Source organism: Caballeronia sordidicola, from assembly GCF_002220365.1.
In the GTDB taxonomy this organism is placed as follows: Bacteria; Pseudomonadota; Gammaproteobacteria; order Burkholderiales; family Burkholderiaceae; genus Caballeronia; species Caballeronia sordidicola_C.
The window spans coordinates 1-17,215 of the sequence record NZ_MTHB01000160.1 but is presented as its reverse complement, the minus strand read 5'-3'; the positions used below and the strand labels follow the sequence as shown (position 1 = coordinate 17,215).

The 17,215-nt window shown below is 60.4% G+C and carries 12 protein-coding genes and 2 pseudogenes; 6 read left to right on the top strand and 8 right to left on the bottom strand.

What is annotated here, in order from left to right; all coding sequences use genetic code 11:
* Nucleotides 1–37: 37 nt before the first annotated feature.
* Nucleotides 38–286: pseudogene (locus tag BSU04_RS47855) on the top strand (ISNCY family transposase); the annotation flags it as partial.
* On the opposite strand, the gene BSU04_RS23795 reads toward BSU04_RS47855, so the two are convergent.
* Nucleotides 283–1,737, bottom strand: a complete 1,455-nt coding sequence (locus BSU04_RS23795; RefSeq protein ID WP_089162893.1) for a DEAD/DEAH box helicase — start codon at nt 1,735–1,737, stop codon at nt 283–285. The pseudogene BSU04_RS47855 and the gene BSU04_RS23795 sit on opposite strands and share 4 nt — an antisense overlap.
* Before the next feature lie 79 nt (nt 1,738–1,816).
* Nucleotides 1,817–3,496: an ABC-F family ATP-binding cassette domain-containing protein gene (locus tag BSU04_RS23790; protein WP_089162892.1), complete on the bottom strand. Its 1,680-nt coding sequence runs from the start codon at nt 3,494–3,496 to the stop codon at nt 1,817–1,819.
* 315 nt (nt 3,497–3,811) lie between these two features.
* Between BSU04_RS23790 and BSU04_RS23785 the strand changes: the two genes are divergently transcribed.
* Nucleotides 3,812–6,274: a glycoside hydrolase family 15 protein gene (locus BSU04_RS23785; RefSeq protein WP_089162891.1), complete on the top strand. Its 2,463-nt coding sequence runs from the start codon at nt 3,812–3,814 to the stop codon at nt 6,272–6,274.
* Between the two features lie 75 nt (nt 6,275–6,349).
* On the opposite strand, the gene BSU04_RS23780 is transcribed toward BSU04_RS23785, so the two are convergent.
* From BSU04_RS23780 to BSU04_RS23770, 3 genes are all read right to left on the bottom strand, one after another.
* The gene (locus tag BSU04_RS23780; protein ID WP_089162890.1) at nt 6,350–9,172 is read right to left on the bottom strand and encodes a response regulator; all 2,823 of its coding nucleotides are present in this window, start codon (nt 9,170–9,172) and stop codon (nt 6,350–6,352) included.
* A complete protein-coding gene (locus BSU04_RS23775) occupies nt 9,169–10,302 on the bottom strand; it encodes a substrate-binding domain-containing protein (protein ID WP_089162889.1) in 1,134 nt (377 codons plus the stop codon). The genes BSU04_RS23780 and BSU04_RS23775 overlap by 4 nt, the downstream gene beginning before the upstream one ends.
* Nucleotides 10,303–10,586: 284 nt before the next feature.
* A complete protein-coding gene (locus tag BSU04_RS23770; protein WP_144021328.1) occupies nt 10,587–10,994 on the bottom strand; it encodes a hypothetical protein in 408 nt (135 codons plus the stop codon).
* Between the two features lie 72 nt (nt 10,995–11,066).
* Here BSU04_RS23770 and BSU04_RS23765 point away from each other — a divergent pair, with 72 nt between their 5' ends.
* Nucleotides 11,067–11,546, top strand: coding sequence for a porin (locus BSU04_RS23765; RefSeq protein WP_089162887.1), 480 nt, complete (start codon nt 11,067–11,069; stop codon nt 11,544–11,546).
* A 102-nt stretch (nt 11,547–11,648) separates the two neighbouring features.
* Nucleotides 11,649–11,775, top strand: a pseudogene (locus BSU04_RS47850) (IS6 family transposase); the annotation flags it as partial.
* Between the two features lie 53 nt (nt 11,776–11,828).
* On the opposite strand, the gene BSU04_RS23760 reads toward BSU04_RS47850, so the two are convergent.
* Nucleotides 11,829–12,470: a glutathione S-transferase family protein gene (locus BSU04_RS23760; RefSeq protein WP_089162886.1), complete on the bottom strand. Its 642-nt coding sequence runs from the start codon at nt 12,468–12,470 to the stop codon at nt 11,829–11,831.
* A gap of 569 nt (nt 12,471–13,039) precedes the next feature.
* Between BSU04_RS23760 and BSU04_RS23755 the strand changes: the two genes are divergently transcribed.
* Nucleotides 13,040–13,663, top strand: coding sequence for an FMN-dependent NADH-azoreductase (locus BSU04_RS23755; protein WP_089162885.1), 624 nt, complete (start codon nt 13,040–13,042; stop codon nt 13,661–13,663).
* 124 nt (nt 13,664–13,787) lie between these two features.
* Here BSU04_RS23755 and BSU04_RS23750 read toward each other — a convergent pair whose 3' ends face one another.
* A complete protein-coding gene (locus BSU04_RS23750; RefSeq protein ID WP_373452856.1) occupies nt 13,788–14,666 on the bottom strand; it encodes a 3-keto-5-aminohexanoate cleavage protein in 879 nt (292 codons plus the stop codon).
* Nucleotides 14,667–14,674: 8 nt separating this feature from the next.
* A complete protein-coding gene (locus BSU04_RS23745) occupies nt 14,675–16,018 on the bottom strand; it encodes an aspartate aminotransferase family protein (RefSeq protein WP_089162884.1) in 1,344 nt (447 codons plus the stop codon).
* Nucleotides 16,019–16,171: 153 nt separating this feature from the next.
* Between BSU04_RS23745 and BSU04_RS23740 the strand changes: the two genes are divergently transcribed.
* A complete protein-coding gene (locus BSU04_RS23740) occupies nt 16,172–16,888 on the top strand; it encodes a CaiB/BaiF CoA transferase family protein (RefSeq protein ID WP_089162883.1) in 717 nt (238 codons plus the stop codon).
* Nucleotides 16,889–17,215: the final 327 nt, after the last annotated feature.

The window sequence follows — 17,215 nt, the reverse complement described above, 5'->3', positions numbered from 1 at the left end:
GCAGGAAATTGTGGAGGAGTTGCGGATCCTTTGGACCGACGCCGGCCTGTGGGTTCCGCGCAAGCAGCGTCCGCGCAAGATCCACCAGCCGAGGAAGCGGCGTTCGTGCCCCCGGCGAGCTGATCCAGATCGACGGCAGCGATCATCGCTGGTTCGAGGAACGCGCGCCGGCGTGCAGCTTACTCGTGTTTATCGATGATGCGGCCAGCCGGCTGATGCCCCTGCACTTCATCGCGACGGAATCCCCTTCAGTTATTTCGAGGCGACGCGGCAGTACATCGATCAGGGTTGGCGTTTGCCGCGGCCACCATCGGGTTTGCCAGCCGGCTTGACAGAACCCGCAACTGGCTTGCTGGCGGGTTTGCTGCGTGGCTTTTGCGCGCTGAATGGGTTACCGCTGGAGAAGCTTGTGCCTTTATCCTCGGCCACAGCACGCTGAACCGCAGGCTTGCGAGCATGTTCGCCACTTTGCGGGCGCAGTATCTTGCTGAGCACCCGCGTGGCGCCCGGCGCAGCTGGTGGTATTTTCGGCATTTTCGGCTTCTTGGGCTTTTTGGGTTTCTTGATGATCTGTCCCGTCGCACTCGTTTGCGGCACGCGGTGTTCGGCTTCGAAACCCGCTTCTTCTTCACGGGGCAGCGTTTGCCGGATCAGCGCTTCAATCGCGGCCAGTTGGGGCGCTTCATCGGCACACACAAGCGACACCGCCACACCGCTGGCGCCCGCGCGGCCGGTACGGCCAATACGATGCACATAGTCTTGCGCCACGATCGGCAAATCAACGTTGATCACCAGCGGCAGGTCGTCGATATCCAGCCCGCGCGAAGCTACATCGGTGGCTACGAGCATGTGCACTTCGCCCGTCTTGAAGCGCTCCAGCGCACGCAGGCGCGCGGGTTGCGGTTTGTCGCCGTGGATGGTGTCGACTGCATAGCCCGCTTCATCCAGCATGGCCGCGAGGTAATCCACGCCAATGCGGGTTTTGACGAACACCAGTGCGTGCTCCCAGTTGTTCTGAGCCACCAGGTGCATGAAGAGCTCAGGCTTGTTCTTTTTATCCACCGGCACTACCCACTGCTTGATGTTGCTTGCCGTGGCATTGGGCGATCCGACACTGATGTTGACCGGGCCGCGGAGGATAGTCGCCGCCATGGCGCGGATATCATCGGTGAACGTGGCAGAGAACAGCAGGGTCTGGCGCTGAGCGGGCAAGGCAGCAAAGACGGCGTTGAGTTCGCGCGCAAAGCCCAGATCCAGCATGCGATCGGCTTCATCAAGCACGAGCGTTTGTACTTGATCAAACTGCACTGCGTTCTGGCGATTGAGATCTAGCAAACGGCCCGGCGTGGCAACGAGCACATCCACGCCTTTGCGCAACGTCATCATCTGCGGGTTGATACTCACACCGCCATAGGCGGCCAGAAATCGTAAGTCGAGGCCTTTGCCGTAATCAATAAAGCTTTGCAGCACTTGTTCGGCCAGTTCACGCGTGGGCACCAGCACCAGAACACGCGCGCGGTTGCTGGACACCGCCGTCCCGTGTTCCACCAGCCGTTGCAACAGCGGCAACGCAAAACCCGCCGTCTTGCCGGTGCCGGTCTGTGCCGCAGCCATGACGTCCCGGCCACTGAGCACAGCAGGGATCGCCTTGGCCTGCACCGGCGTAGGTGTGTGGTAATCGAGGTCCTGCAGATTACGCAGCAAGGGATCAATCAGGCCAAGCGAGGCAAAAGACATTCGCGTATTCCGGGATAAAGCATCAATTCTAGCGTTACCACCTGGTTGCGCCGCGCAGAACAATGTGCCAGGGCTTGACTCAGGCGACGACCTTCTGCTCCCCGGCAGCCTGCTCGCGCATGCGCCGGGCTTCGTCGCGCAGGAACTGCTGGTAATCGTCCAGATCGCCGTCGAAGGGCTCGACGCCACCCTTGGTGACGAGCCAGAACTCGTCACATACCGCGCGCAGCAGGGACCGGTCGTGACTGACCAGCAACACTGTGCCTTCGAATTCGTTGAGGGCCATGCCCAGCGCTTCGCGTGTGGCCAGGTCGAGGTGGTTGGTAGGCTCGTCGAGCAGCAGCAGGTTGGGACGCTGCCATACGATCATGCACAACACAAGCCGCGCCTTTTCGCCGCCGCTCATCGTGCCGACCTTCTGATGGACCATGTCACCACTGAAGTTGAAGGTGCCGAGGAAGGTGCGAAGCGATTGTTCGGTGCCACTCTGGCCGGGCGCGCGCATGTTCGCCGGCGTGTCCTTGGCAAGGCGGATCATGTGTTCCAACGGCGTGTCGAGAGGACGCAGCACGTCGAGTTCCTGCTGCGCGAAGTAGCCGATGTTCAGGCCTTTACCTTCGCTGATTTCGCCGGCAATCAGCGCCAGCTCGTGGGCCACCGTCTTCACCAGCGTGGACTTGCCTTGGCCGTTGGCACCGAGGATGCCGATGCGCTGCCCGGCCAGCACGGATCGGTCGATGCCCCGCACGATGACCGTGGGCGGCGTGCCCGGCGGTGCGTCGTCCGGCGCCGGGTAGCCGAAGCTCGCGTCCAGCATCGACAACAGCGGGTTCGGGACGTTGAGCGGCTCCTTGAACTCGAAGGTGAAGTCTGCGTCGGCAAGCACCGGTGCGATCTTCTCCATGCGCTCGAGCGCCTTGACCCGGCTCTGCGCCTGCTTTGCCTTCGAGGCTGTGGCCTTGAAACGGTCGATGAATTTCTGCAGGTGGGCGATCTTGTCCGCCTGCTTGGCCATCGAGGCCTGCTGCAACAGCATCTGCTCAGCGCGCATGTCTTCGAACTTGCTGTAGTTGCCGCCATAACGCACGAGCTTGGCGTTGTCGACGTGCACCGTCACCTGCGTCACCGCGTCGAGGAATTCGCGATCGTGGCTGATCACGACCAAGGTTCCTTGATAGCGCTTGAGCCACGCTTCCAGCCAGACCAGCGCGTCGAGGTCGAGGTGATTGGTCGGTTCGTCGAGCAATAGCAAGTCGGACGGGCACATGAGCGCGCGCGCCAGTTGCAGCCGCATGCGCCAGCCGCCGGAGAAACTGTTGACCGGCTGGCTAAGCTGCGCAGCACTGAAGCCAAGGCCCTGGATCAGCGCTTCGGCCCGTGCGGGGGCATCATGTGCACCAGCGTCGTGCAGGGCCATGTAGGCGTGCGCCATGCGCATGCCATCGTCGCTGGCCTCAGCGGCGGCTACTTCGGCCTGCGCGGCCAGCAGTCCGGTGTCACCGTCGACTACGAAGTCGGTCGCGCTTTGCTCGGTCTCCGGCATCTCCTGCGCAACCTGGCCCATCTTCCATGCAGGGGGAATCGAAAACTCGCCGCCATCTTCGTGCAGCGTGCCGTTGAGAAGGCCGAAGAAGGACGACTTGCCGGCGCCATTGCGGCCGACAAGGCCAATCTTTTCGCCGGGGGTGAAGGTGACGGACGCGCTGTCGAGTACGACATTGACACCGCGGCGCAGCGTGACATTACGGACGGAAATCATAAGGAGCTACTTCGGAGAGGACAGGCATGATAGCCGACCCGACGTACATGCCCTTCTCTTTTCTGGCCGCACGATTGAAGAGCCGCTTGCGCGTTGCGGCGCCCGCCGGCCTCAAAGCGAGGCGGGTACTGGCGCACCGGGCATTCCGGCTGCGGGGCCAGGAACACCCTTTTCGGCCATCTGTGCGAGCTTTTTCGGATAATGCAAAGCAAAGTACTCGTGTTTTATATATGGATGACGTTTGGCATAGACGTCCAAGCTCGCATTCGCTATTTCTGCGCCCTATAACGGTAAGAAATAATGGAGCGAAACGCCATGGCAAACTTGCTTCAATCCAACTCGGCTCCCGGCGCGCCAGGTAATCCGCTCAATTGGAGCCGCGCGGACAAGGATGCCGTCGGCACCGCGTACTCCTTGTCCAGCCAGGTGTGGTACACGAGCGCAGGGGGCATCCTCACCGAAATTTACTTTCCAGACGTTGACACCCCGCAAGTACGTGACTTTCAGCTCATCATCACCGACGGGACGACCTTCTTTCACGATACGCAGAAGGATTTCACGTACCAGTGCACATTTCCGGAGCCACAAGCCCTGTCTTTCCAGCTGACCTCCCAGGCTATCGGACAGCCCTACACGGTTGTGCAGGACGTGATCGCTGAACCCGGTGCATCCTGCCTTTTAGTTCGTACGACATTGCAGGGAGCCCAGCCTTTCCTGGATAAGCTTCACGTCTATGCGCTTCTGGCGCCTCATATGGCGGGTTATGGAGCCGAAAACGCTGCCTACCGCGCAAGCACCTCAAATGGGGATCGGCTGGTGGCTACGCGCGCAAATTATTGGCTGGCCTTGGGAGCAGACTGCGGCTTTGGGATGACCAGTTGCGGATTCGTGGGTGTCAACGACGGCTGGACCGATATCATCGCCAACAAACGGTTGCCGGTCTGGAATTACGATTCGGCCAAGGGCGGATACGTCGCTTTGACGGCGGAGATCAAACGCGCACCTGGGCAAAATGAATTTGTACTGGCACTGGCGTTCTGCATCGATGAAGCAACCCCTATCACTCAGAGCTCCCCCAACAACGCGCTGACCGCCATTTCCGAGGCGCTATCGTATCCGTTTGACGGGCCGGCCGGCACTTACAGCCATCTGCAGGCATTTAACCAGGGCTGGAAAGCAGCAGTTCCTACGCCGTTCGTGCCGAAACCAGGGACCACCGGCGACGGTGATTCACTTTTCAATAAAAGTCGGAACATCCTGCTCGCACATGAAGACAAGACGGCTGACGGAGCGCTAGTGGCCTCGTTAAGCATTCCTTGGGGGCAGACGATCACGGACCTGGCTTGCGGCTATCACATGGTGTGGCCGCGTGATATGTGCCAGAGCGCAATCGCGCTCCTTGCCGCGGGCGAAGAAGATGCGCCGTTGCGAGGGCTCATGTTTCTGGCCTCCTCCCAGTCGGCGGATGGCAGCTTCCATCAGAAGTTCTTCATCGACGGAGAGCCGTGGCCAGGGGACTGCTCGCAGCTTGATGAATATTCGTTTCCTGTCATCCTGGCCTATCACCTGAGCGAGGCCGGTTTGCTCCAGCAGTTCGACCCGACGGGGATGGTGCTGGCTGCCACCAGGGCGCTGATCATGAATGGCCCGATGACCCAGCAGGAGCGATGGGAAGAGCTAGAAGGTTATTCGCCATCGACTCTCGCATCGAACATAGCAGCGCTAGTTTGCGCCGCCGATAAATGGGCGGACCCGGCTACGGCTCAATTTCTGCTCGAATACGCTGACTTCCTTGAGGCGCATCTCGAGGCATGGTGCGTCACCACACAAGGCACACTACTGCCAGACGTTTCGCAACACTACGTCCGCATTTTGCCGACGCACGTCAAGGGCGGCGCAAGAGACTTCGATTTTCCGGAAGATCCCAACGTTGTCCAGGTGACCCTTTGGAATCAGACGTACGACGCACGAGACGTCGTGGACGCGGGCTTTCTGGAACTGGTGCGGTATGGCGTGCGCGGCGCGGACGATCCCATCATTGTCAATTCAGTCAAGGTTGTCGATGCGATCATCAAGAAAAGTCTACTGCAGGGGCCTGGTTTCTACCGGTATAACCACGATGGTTATGGTCAGGGGGATCTTGGTCAGGACTGGTACGCTGGCTGCTCCTTCGGTGTAGGCCGCCCCTGGCCATTGCACACCGGCGAACGCGGCCATTACGAACTGAGCGCTGGCAACGACCCCAAACCCTACATTCGGTATCTTGAGGCGTTCGCTGGCTCGCGCGGTTTGCTTCCAGAGCAAGTGTGGGATATGCCCAATCTGCAGAACACTCCGTTCGTCACCGGAGGACCGACGGGCTCTGCCATGCCGCTGGCATGGGCGCACGCCGAATATATCAAGCTTGTTCGATCCGTTTCGGATAATCGTGTCTTCGACCGGCTGGATGTAGTCGCTAACCGCTACCAGCCGACGGCGGGCGGAACTCCGCGCGCTACGAGCACGCTCGAGGTCTGGAATTTCGATCGTCAATTACCGTCAATGGCGGCGGGCAAGACAGTTCGCATTCCTCTGGACGTACCTTTCCGTCTGCGCTGGTCGATCGATAACTGGAACACATGGCAGGACACGACATCCGCCGCCACCGCGGTCGCCATCTACTACGTCGACCTGCCCACGCAGGCAGCCCAAGCGGGGTCGCCTCTTACATTCACCTTCTTCTGGACTGCAAGCCAAACATGGCAGGGGGCCAACTTCTCCATCGCCCTCCACCTCTGAGCGAACACGCGTCACACAGACCTGAGAGGCACCCCACGCTGCGCCACAGGCATTGGATACGACGGGTCACGGAACCTACCTCTCTATCAGATATCGCTCGACAAAGCTGAGGATTGCCTTGGACCGGTAATCCTTTGCGAGCCGGTAAACATGATCGGCGAAAGCACGGTAGCGCTCGTCGAGTTCGGGCAGATGGGTGGCGTGCTTCGCGATCGCTTTCATGTCACCGAGTCGCGCCAGATGATGCAGCGCTTCGATTTCCTCCGGCGGCGGCGCGATCAAGGTTTCGATGGAAGGATCGGCAACGGATGCTGCCGCTTCACTTGGTCCGGCGACTTCCGCCTGGCGAACCTCGTCGCTCCATTCGATATTCAGGAGGGCTGCGACCTTTGATAACAGCCTGTTGAAGTCGATCGGTTTAGGCAGAAAGGCATTCGCGCCGGCCGCCAGGCTTTGCGCCGCATCGGACCCGGAGGCGCCGGCGGAGACAGCGACGACGGGCAAATCCCGGAACTCCGGCATCTGGCGCAGGCGGCGTATGGCTTCCAGCCCGTCCATGCCTGGCATGACAACGTCCATCAGGACGAGCGCCGGCCGTAGGGATTTCACTTTCTCGAGGGCTTCCAGCCCGTTACCGGCCACCGCCGTGTCAAATCCGAGTTGGCTGAGCAAATCGACCGCGACGGCGCGGTTTTCGGCCACGTCATCCACGACCAGGACGGTCTTGCGCGCTCCCTTGTAGCCACCTATAAACCGCTCCGGTGGGACGACAGCCGCATGAGGCACCACCGCCGGCGCGTTCAGCTCGAACGAGAAGGAGCTCCCAGCGCCACGGCGGCTCGCGACATGGATCTCGCCGCCCATCAGACGCGAGAGCTGCTGGCTGATGGTGAGTCCCAGTCCCGTGCCTCCCAGCCAGCGTCGATTGTCGCTCACCTGTTCGAAAGGCCGGAAGATTGCCTTCAGATGCACATCGTCTATGCCGATGCCTGTGTCCTCTACCTCGAAAAACAGCCGCGCCGGCGGCAGGAAACCGACGCGCAGACGCACGCTCCCTTCTTCGGTAAATGTAATTGCATTGGAGAGCAGATTGAGCAGTACCTGGCGCAGCCGTTTTTCGTCGACGCGCACGCCCGCGGGCAGATCGGGGGCCAGCTCGCAGGCGAAGGCAAGCCCCTTTTCCGTCGCCTTCACCCGGATCGTCTCGGCAATGAAATGGATGAACCGGTCGAGTTGAATGTCGCAGAGGTTGAGCTCCATCTTCCCGGCCTCGATTTTAGCCATATCCAGGATGTCGTTGATGAGCGTAAGCAGGTGGTCGCCGCTGCGCTGGATCACCCGGATCCCGTCGATCTGCCGTTGGTCGAGGCTCTTATCGCGGCCAAGGATCTGCGCGTAACCCAGAATCCCGTTCAACGGCGTGCGCCGCTCGTGGCTCATGTGCGCGAGAAAGTCGCTCTTGGCCTGGTTGGCCGCATCGGCGTGTTCCTTTGCGACGGCCAATTCGGCTGTTCGTTCGAGGACCATCTCTTCGAGTCGCTCGCGATAGCGCCGCAGTTCCTCGTCGGCACGCTTGTGCTCCGTAATGTCGCGCGAGATGCCGAGCAGGAACTGCGGCTCGCCACGGGCATCCGGGATCGGGATCTTCATCGTGTGCACGAAGCGCACGCCGTGGCGCGTATGGACCTGCTCCTCCGGCACGTCGACCATTTCCCGCGAATCCAGCACGGTACGATCGTCCAGCGCGAAGAAATCCGCTTCATGCGCGGGAAACAGGTCATGGACGGATCGGCCGATGAGTTCCTCGCGCTTGTAGCCAAGCAGTTGTTCCGCCGCCTTGTTAAAGCGCACGAAGTGCAGGGTCGCCGCCTCCTTGACGAAGATCATGTCCGGGATGTTTTCGATGATGCTGCTCAGGAAGCGCTCGCTTGCCCGCGCGGCATCTTCGGCGTGCTTGCGTTCGACGATCTCCGCCGTCCGGCCGGCAAGCGCCCTGCTGAGTTCGGCCGTGCGCTGCGCGACGCGGGACTCCAGTTCAGCGTTGAGCTGCTTTAGCTCGTCCTCGGCTTTTCCGCGCTGGCGCCGGTCTTCAAGGAACTGCTCGACTGCGCGCGCCATGTCGGCAATCTCGTCGTCCCCCTGCACCGGGAGGCCGGTCTGCGCGCTCTCCACGTCACCGTGCCGCAGCGTGTGGCTCACCCGGCGCAGCCGTGCCACGACATGACGACCGAGAAATACGCGGGTTATCAGCCAGGTGAGCAGCAGGCTCAGCGCGACTTCCGCGCCCACCCATGCGCGCGTGCGGTCCGAGCTTTCGGCCAGATCTTGAACCGCTTGGCGGTAATCGCGCGTCAAGTAGTCCGACTGTTGGCGTGCCGCGACCGCCAAGGCGCCGGCCTGGCCGAGCAAATCATCGTCGAGGCTGGCGAGTGACCCCTCGGGCCGGGCCGTGGACGAGACCACGGCACGCTCGCGCAGCGCGGTTTCGCGCACCTGCGCCTCGATGTTGACCGTGTTGCGAAAGCGCTGGCTCGATCGATGCAGCGCCAGCGTGTCGCCACCGGGGTCGTCGCGCGCGGTCGCCGAGGCGAGACGCCCCACCAGACGATCGAAGGACGCCAACTGTTCGAGGACGTGCCGATGCGTCTCGCGCACGGCGTCGACCGTATCGTCGCTGGACAACTGCAACGCGAGACGCTCGATCATCAGGGTGTGCTGCGCCAGATCCTGTGCATCCTCCAGGCGCGCCAGCCGATCGTCGGCCAAGAGCCGAAGCGCGTGCGCCGAACCGTCCAATGAGTAAAGGCTGGTGGCACCGACCGCGACTACCAAGGCGGCGAGGCAGGAGACGACGAGCGCGCACTGGGCTGTAAGCGAGTGTGGAAAAGTGAGTTTCAAGGGCGTTCCCAAATACGGCGATAGATGTCGCGATAGCCGTTGGCGGGGTCGTAGAGCAGACGATCGCCGCCGTCCGCGGCGATGTTGTCCGCCGTCACGAGATGCACCGGAAACACGTAACCCGTGACGCTTTCCCCGGCGAGGAGTCTGTTCATCTCATCAACCAGCTGCCAGCCGTGCAAATTCAGGGGCTCAGCCACTGTGCCCGTCTGGAATGTGCGCGCCCGGATGCGCAGGAAGGCGGACTCGCTCCCGTCGCCGGCCGACAGCATCGCCAGGGCGGTGTTCGGCAATCCAGCCTGGGTCAGCACGGGGGCGGCGTAGTCAAAGTAGATGTCGTTGATTGCCAACGCATGCGTCCAGCGTCTGCCATAGCGCGCGAGCAAGCTGCGCGTGATGCCGGGCATCAGTTCCTGGCTGCGCGAGATGGGTACGTCGCGTATTTCGAGCAAAGTGCAGCCGCTGCACGCACGCACGACGGTGGCCATGGCGTCCGCCTTCTCTTGTGGGAGCCGGTAACCGCTGTCGGTGAAGACGACGACTCCTGCGCGTCCGCCGGACTCCGCGATGGCCGCCAGCGCGCTCACGCGCGCGACCTCGCGTGGATCCGTCGAGACGTTCATCGCCACAGGCGTACCAGGCACGGCACCTGCCTGGGCCGCGACGTGCCAGCCGACAATCGGAATGCCTCGCTCGGCAAAGGGTAGCAGCGCAGGCAGCACGGCACGCGCGTCGCCACCGACGATAACCAGACCGTCCGGACGGCTCTCCAGCGCATTCGCCAGCATCTTCAGCCGCAGTTCCGGCATGCCGCCGGTGTCGAATATCTTTGCGCTCCAGCCGACGACTCTGGCGGCCTCCAGCACACCGTCGACCACACCGAGCACGCCGCCGTTGCGCAGATCCTCGGCGACAACGGCGATGCGTTTCCCACGTTGCGCGCGTGGCCCGTCACGGGGTCCGTTCCAAGGTGCAGCCGGTTGCGCCGCAGCGTCGACGACGCGCTTCGCCTGGTCCAGATAGTTGCTCGCGGCAGCCGGGACCTCAGGCACGGGGGCAGGCAACAACCCCTGCGCCGCAGCAACCGACGGCATACACGCGCATGCCCACGCCAGAAGCAAGCCCCTCATGCTGTTCCCCACGAATCCCGTCGATTGTGCGCCACTGAAGACGTAGCCAAATGCCGCGCAGGGGACCCTGCAAACACGATATTACACTCCGCTGGCCGCCTGTCCGCGGTGATGCGCTGGCGCGGCGGAAGGCGGCCCGGCGGTGAGTGATGAGCCAGTTGCGATCCGCCTGCGAGATCGCAGGAATCGTCGGGCCCCGATGCCCGGACACTGGGTTGAGTGTAGGAGAGTGAACCAAACCGTGGGAGGTACCGATCGAGCCACCGTCCCTAATCAGGTCGTCGTTACCGTTCATAAGTGTGTTTATAGTCGATCGCATGGCGCAGGTTTGTCGCCGTGTGTGCACACAAGCCGCCCGGATAGGAATGGTGGCTGTTGTAGTCGCTTCCCGGCGCGCTCTGCATCGGCTGCGCAGGAGTGTCGGCCGATTTACACGGTGGGAACAATTGTCCACGCGTGACGTCCGCGGCAAGGAGGTTCTTGTCTTTCAGGTCCTTGAACAATGCGTCCTGCCGGTCGGGTTGTCCGAGATAGTAGGACATGATTGTCGGCGCCGGATTCACAATCATCGAACGCGTGACGTTTCTCAGCGCGCCATCCTGGATTTGCGACACGCATTCATTGATGCAGGCGAACGATCGCTTTGCAAGCGGCGATCGCTGCGTCACTTGCAGCGGCGATCGAAGATTCATCAACAAAACAGGAGACATGTATGTCAACAACTCGTCGGGAGGGCCTCGAGCGCGAACATCCCTACATCCGCTGTGAACACAGGCTACGTGTCGGCGCGCAGCATTCAACATGTGGCGATAGCCGGTAATTACGCGATCGGCGACCTGACGCTCGGGTTGAACTATTCGAACGTCCGTTGTGCACCGGGCAAACAGTCTGTTTTCCACGACACGGCAATGTTCAACACCTATAGCGCCCTCGCGGTGTATCGCTTCACCCCGGCTTTCTCGTTGGCGGGCGGTTATTCCTATACCCTCGCCTCGCGAGCCAACGGCATCGACTCAGCCGCGCGCTATTCGCAGGCTTCGCTCAAAGAGGGATATAGCCTGTCCAAACGCACCACGTTGTATGCGCTGGAGGCTTACACGCATGCCGGCGGCAAGACGCTCGGCGCGAAAGGTGCCGTACAGGTCATCGATACCGCCGCATTGGTTGGCGACTCGCAAAACTCAACGCCTTCGTCGACAGACAATCAACTGGTCTTTATGCTCGGCTTGACCGTCACCTTCTAGGCCGACTTTATTTAAGCGCCATTGCACACGAGTGCAATGGCGCTGTGAGATGACGATGAAGTTTTGTGAGCGTGCCATCAGTTCGGATCATTAAACGGTGCACGATGGGTGATCAAACCGGTGCCGTGGTTCGGAAAAGGCGTTTCGCCAACTCGAACGCCCTGCGGGCGAGCACCAACGAATGGACGAGACCGGCATCAAGGTAAAAGGCTCGTGGAAATATCTTCACGAGCCTTTCGGTCCGAAAACATTGATCGGCGATCAGCGAGCGTCGACTCCGCTTCAGCTAAGCATCGGAGTCAGGTCCGGGTCGCCTTTGGCCATCGCCCGTTGATACGCGGGCCGTCCCCCGATGCGCTGGAGATACGCGAGTATGTTGGGATAAGGCGCGAGATCGACAGGATGAAACAAGCGCATCGTGGTCAGCGAGAAAACGCTCATGATGTCGGCCGCTGTGAATTCGCTTCCTGCGAGATAGTCGTTCTGCGCCAGCCGCGCCTCGATCAGCGCGAGCACTTTGTCCTGTCGTCCCTGCACCGACGTTTGAACCGGATGATCCGGCGCCAACCCGCAGCGTCCCACGAACATCGATCGGCCCATCACTGGCTGAAGATTGCCGTTGGCAAAGTGGAACCAGTAGAGATATGAAGCGAAATCGGGATGGTCCGACCCATGTTGCAAACGTCCGCGACCATATTGAGCGAGGATGAATTCGACGATAGCGGCCGATTCGGCCAGTAACATACCGTCGACTTCGATGAGCGGCGCCGCGCCGAGCGGATGCAGTGCCTTCAGCTCTGGCGGCGACAGGCGCGTGAGCGGATCGCGCGTGTATTTCTTGAGCTCGTAGGGAACGCCGAGCTCTTCACAAAGCCAGACGATCCGTTCCGATTGTGAGTGACCGAGGTGATGGAGTGTCAGCATGGCGCTTTCCTTCTAAGAAGCGGGGAAAAAGTAAGACGGATGGAAATAGCTCGGTTCAGTGGACAACGGCGTTAGATGGTGCCGGATGTGGGATGGTTCGGGAAAGACGAATCCGTGTGCCCCACGGTTTTGTCGGGGAATATCGGCGGGCCTGACCTGAGCGCGCACGAGACCCGCGCGGATAAACGTGATGTGCAGGCGCAACCTGCGAACGGTCGTCCAGGCTGCCGCTGAGTATATCGAGGCTTTTGCGAAGGCCTGTCGAAACCATCACGCCGGTGCGACCTACGCATGAGGCGCAGGTATTGCTGGGGATGAAACTCGGGACGTGCATCGGGCGCAAAAGCTGCGGATACTTAGGACTTGGACAAGTAGCGCTATCGATCATAAACTTACTTTTTCCAGGAGAATCGTCATGCCGATGCTTAAAGTTGGTGTCGAAGGCGATAAACCGGTCGAGATCTTTGCGAGGACTTCGCCGCCGGAAAGCCCGCCGCGCTGATCCAGGGCGGTTCCCGTGTACTTGTCTACGACCGCCGCCGCTTCCCTAATCATGGCCCCGAGGTTTTATGAATCTGCTACATGTCATTTCTTCGCCCCGCAAACAGCGTTCGGCATCGATACAGGTCGCGAACGCTTTCATTGACGCCTGGAAGATTAAAAATCCCGGTGGGTCGGTCGACTTATTGAACGTATGGGAAATCGAATTGCCGCCTTTCGATGGACCGGCGCTCGAGGCCAAATATGCCGGCATCAAAGGCGAGCCCCTCGATGCTGACCAAGTCGCCGTATGGAAGGATATCCAGGCGCTCGCTAAACGCTTTCATAGCGCCGAGGTGATCGTTTTCAGCGTGCCAATGTGGAATTTTGGCATTCCTTATCGCTTGAAACATCTGATCGATGCAATTTCGCAGAAGGACGTGCTTTTTACGTTTGACGAGAAAGGCTTGATCGGCATGTTGGGTGGCCGCACGGTCGTCGTGATCGCAGCGCGTGGCGTGAAGCTTGGCCCCGACTTTCCGGAGGAAGACTTTGACTTCCAGTCAGCCTATCTCGCGACTTGGTCACGAATGGTTGGGATTCGCGATTTTCATACGATTAGCGTCGAAAAGACCTTGGGCGGTCCCGACGAGGACGCCGCCTCGCGCGCCGAAGCCAGCATAAAAGCGAGCGAACTTGCTCAATCTTTGTGAATTGGGTACCGGTGAGATGGAAAATTCGTGGTGCGGTACGCACAGCAAGCGGAAGAAATTTCGCCGCCCACAGTGTCACCGGGCCGCTTTGCTGCAGTTCCGGTTCGATGCAGTGCCGGCAGGGTTATCGTGAAGCAAGCCCCAGAAGCGCGCGAGCCTCGGACGGCGTCGCTACCTCGCCACCGAGAATGCCCAGCAGGCTGACGGCCTGCTCCACGAGCTCAGCGTTATCGCGCGCGAGTTCACCCCGCCGGATATAGACGTTATCCTCGAAACCCACACGCACATGACCACCAAGCAGGAACGACTGCGCGACCATCGGAAACTCCATGCGCCCGAGACCAAATGCAGACCACTGACAGCCGGCGGGCAGGATCGACTTTAGATAAGCCAATGCGGTCGTTGTTGACGCCGCACCGTATTTCACCCCGGTCACCAGCTGGAAAAGATGCGGTCCTGGGATCGTCCCGTCGGCGATCATGTCGTTGGCCATGTGGATATCGCCGCTGTCAAACACTTCGATTTCTGGCAGCACGCCGGCGTCGACGATCAGCTTCGCCATCTTGCGCACGTTTTTCGGTGTGTTGATTACGACGTTTGCGCCCGAGTTCATCGTGTTGAAGTCAAGCGAGCAGATATCCGGCTTCAGTGCAACGACGTGTGCAACGCGGGTTTCTGGCAAGGTCAAAGTGCTACCCTCTGCCGCCACCTTCGGATCGTGGTCGCTCGGTGAGAATCGTCCGCCCTCGCCTGTCGTCAGGTTGATGATCAGTTCCCTGTTCACCTGACGGATCCGGTCCATCACCTCGCCATACAGGTCCGTTCGCATGCTCGGGCGCGCTGTCTGAGGATCACGGACGTGAATATGAACGATTGCTGCTCCGGCATTCGCCGCATCGAGCGCGGCCTGCGCAATTTCAACCGGAGTAACCGGCAAATTCGGATGTTGGTCGCGCGTAACAATGTTGCCCGTCAGCGCGCAGGAGATGATTGTCTTTGCCATGGTCAGATTCAAGCAGAAGCGGAAATGGATGAAAGCGCGGCGTCAAGGGACTGCGACGTAATCTCGACGATGTCGTCGAGTTGTGCTTCCTCGATGATGTAGGGCGGTGCGAACAGAATATGATCGCCACGCACGCCGTCGGCGGTACCACCCGACGGGTAGCATGCCAGTCCACGCGCCTGCGCCTCCTCCTTGACGCGTTCGTTCAGTTTGAGTGCCGGCTCGAAGGTCATCTTCGTCTCGCGATCGATCACCAGTTCAAGCGCCCAGAACAGACCGCGGCCCCGAATGTCTCCCACATGCGGATGGGCTGCAAAGCGTTCCCGTAGCTTCGCCTCTAAAGCATTGCCCAGTGTCTGTACGCGCTGGATCAACCCTTCCTCTTCAATGACCTTCTGCACGGCGAGTGCTGCAGCACACGCGACCGCGTGGCCCATATAGGTATGGCCGTTGGCGAGTGTCTTGCTGCCTGCCTCAATGGCGTTGATTATTTTCGCGTTCGCGAAGACCCCGCCGATTGGCTGGTATCCGCCACCCAGGCCTTTGGCAACCGTAATGATGTCCGGCGCGATACCTTCCTGCTCGCAGGCGAACAACGTGCCGGTGCGGCCCATGCCGCTCATGATCTCGTCAAGGATCAGCAAAACCCCGTACTTGTCGCAAATTTCCCGGACGCGACGGAAGTATCCCGGCGCCGCGGCAAGACAACCGGCCGTCGCACCCACTACCGTCTCGGCGATAAACGCGTTCACGTTCTCCGGCCGCAGGCGCAGGATTTCCTCCTCCAACAGATTTGCAGAACGCAGGCCGTACTGCTCCGGTGTTTCATCCGCACGCTGATAGCGGTATGCGTAGCTGGGATCGATGTGGGTCACCGATTCGCTGAGCAGGGGGGCGTACGGCGCCCGACGACGCTCGTTGCCGCTCACGGAGAGCGCCCCGAGCGTATTGCCGTGATAGCTCTGCTTGCGGGAAATAATGTAGCGGCGCTGAGGCTGGCCGACTTCCACCCAATATTGTCGAGCCAGCTTCAGCGCGGTCTCCACCGCGACAGAGCCGTCACTCACGCTCAGGAATCGCTTGATCCCTTCAGGCGCACGTGAAACCAGATAGTCGGCCAGTTCTTCACTCGGCTCCGTAGTAAAAAAAGACGTGTGCGCCGACGGCAGTGTCCGGATCTGCCTGATGACAGCTTCAATGACGGCCGGATGACTGTGGCCCAGACACGCGACCGCAGCGCCGCCCGACGCGTCGAGATACCTGCGCCCTTCCTTGTCATATAGATAGACGCCCTCGCCACGGACGGCCACGGGGAGTGTGGAATTCAGTTTGCGGTGAAGAAAGTGGGTCATGTATCGGTTCCTGAACAAATTTGCATTTTTGACAATTAGCAAATTCTGTGTTTATATGCAAACAAGGATAGCACGCGTTTTATGCCGCTGTCTAATGAACTAAATTGAGTGTTTTCCATAGCTGCCGAAGTCCGGCGCGACGCAGGAGCAGAAATGACCAGTCCGTTGTCAGGAATCAAGGTGCTGGACCTGACGCACGTCCTCGCAGGCCCCTTCTGTACGTACATGCTCGCAGTGCACGGAGCTGACGTGTTGAAGATCGAGGATCCGCGGCGGCCCGATGGCGTGCGTGGGCGCGGCGCTGACGCTCATCTGAACCAAGCGTTGATGGGCACGAACTACCTCACGCAGGGCGCGAACAAGCGCGCAATGACGCTGAATCTGAAGACGCCGGAAGGGCAGCGTGTTTTCAGGGCGCTCGCCCGCGACGCCGACATCGTGGTCGAGAACTACCGTGCAAACGCTATGGCCGAACTCGGTCTGGACTACGAGCAGCTAAGCAAGACAAATCCAAAGCTCATCTATTGTTCCATGACGGGATTTGGCCACGGTGGCCCCCGTTCTGAAGTCAATGCTTACGACAACACCATCCAGGCAGCGTCTGGTCTCATGGCCATGACCGGTCTTGCGGGTAGTGGTCCTGTCAAAGTTGGCGCATCGATTATTGACTATGCGGCAGGTCTATCTGCGGCATTCGCAGTCACCCTGGCAGTCACGCAACGTCAGACCACGGGGCTCGGATGCCATATCGACTGCTCCATGCTCGATACCGCGATGACGCTGATGGGTACCCAGGTCACCGCGCACTATGCCGGCGCGCCAACCCCAGTACCCAAAGGTAACAACCAGTCGGAGTCCGGTCTTGTTTAGGGTTGTAGGACGCCTGCCCGAATCCGCGTGCAAGCGAACTCGCGCAGAAGCAGGCGGGCAGGCGTCCTACAAGCCCCAAGGGAGGAAACCGCGGAGTGCTCCGATGTGATCGAAACGTTCACTGCTATGGCGATTTATCAGGGCGGATCGTGCGTGGGATAGATTGAAACGCGGATGACGGTGAACCTAAATCGGCAAGATCGTGGCAGCGACAGTGCAGCGTATTGCTATGCGGAGGGTTTGACGAGCGCCAAACTGCTCGTTTGGTGCGATGCGCGCAAGCGTCTCCTATAGGCTCTCGTTGCCGAAGAGCCGACAGTCGATCGG

Excerpts from the sequence above, each read along its gene's own strand:
- BSU04_RS23740 (WP_089162883.1), top strand. The coding sequence starts at position 16,172 with ATGACCAGTCCGTTGTCAGGAATCAAGGTGCTGGACCTGACGCACGTC.
- BSU04_RS23795 (WP_089162893.1), bottom strand. The coding sequence starts at position 1,737 with ATGTCTTTTGCCTCGCTTGGCCTGATTGATCCCTTGCTGCGTAATCTG.
- BSU04_RS23760 (WP_089162886.1), bottom strand. The coding sequence starts at position 12,470 with ATGCTGACACTCCATCACCTCGGTCACTCACAATCGGAACGGATCGTC.
- BSU04_RS23755 (WP_089162885.1), top strand. The coding sequence starts at position 13,040 with ATGAATCTGCTACATGTCATTTCTTCGCCCCGCAAACAGCGTTCGGCA.
- BSU04_RS23790 (WP_089162892.1), bottom strand. The coding sequence starts at position 3,496 with ATGATTTCCGTCCGTAATGTCACGCTGCGCCGCGGTGTCAATGTCGTA.
- BSU04_RS23770 (WP_144021328.1), bottom strand. The coding sequence starts at position 10,994 with ATGAATCTTCGATCGCCGCTGCAAGTGACGCAGCGATCGCCGCTTGCA.
- BSU04_RS23745 (WP_089162884.1), bottom strand. The coding sequence starts at position 16,018 with ATGACCCACTTTCTTCACCGCAAACTGAATTCCACACTCCCCGTGGCC.
- BSU04_RS23775 (WP_089162889.1), bottom strand. The coding sequence starts at position 10,302 with ATGAGGGGCTTGCTTCTGGCGTGGGCATGCGCGTGTATGCCGTCGGTT.
- BSU04_RS23750 (WP_373452856.1), bottom strand. The coding sequence starts at position 14,666 with ATGGCAAAGACAATCATCTCCTGCGCGCTGACGGGCAACATTGTTACG.
- BSU04_RS23785 (WP_089162891.1), top strand. The coding sequence starts at position 3,812 with ATGGCAAACTTGCTTCAATCCAACTCGGCTCCCGGCGCGCCAGGTAAT.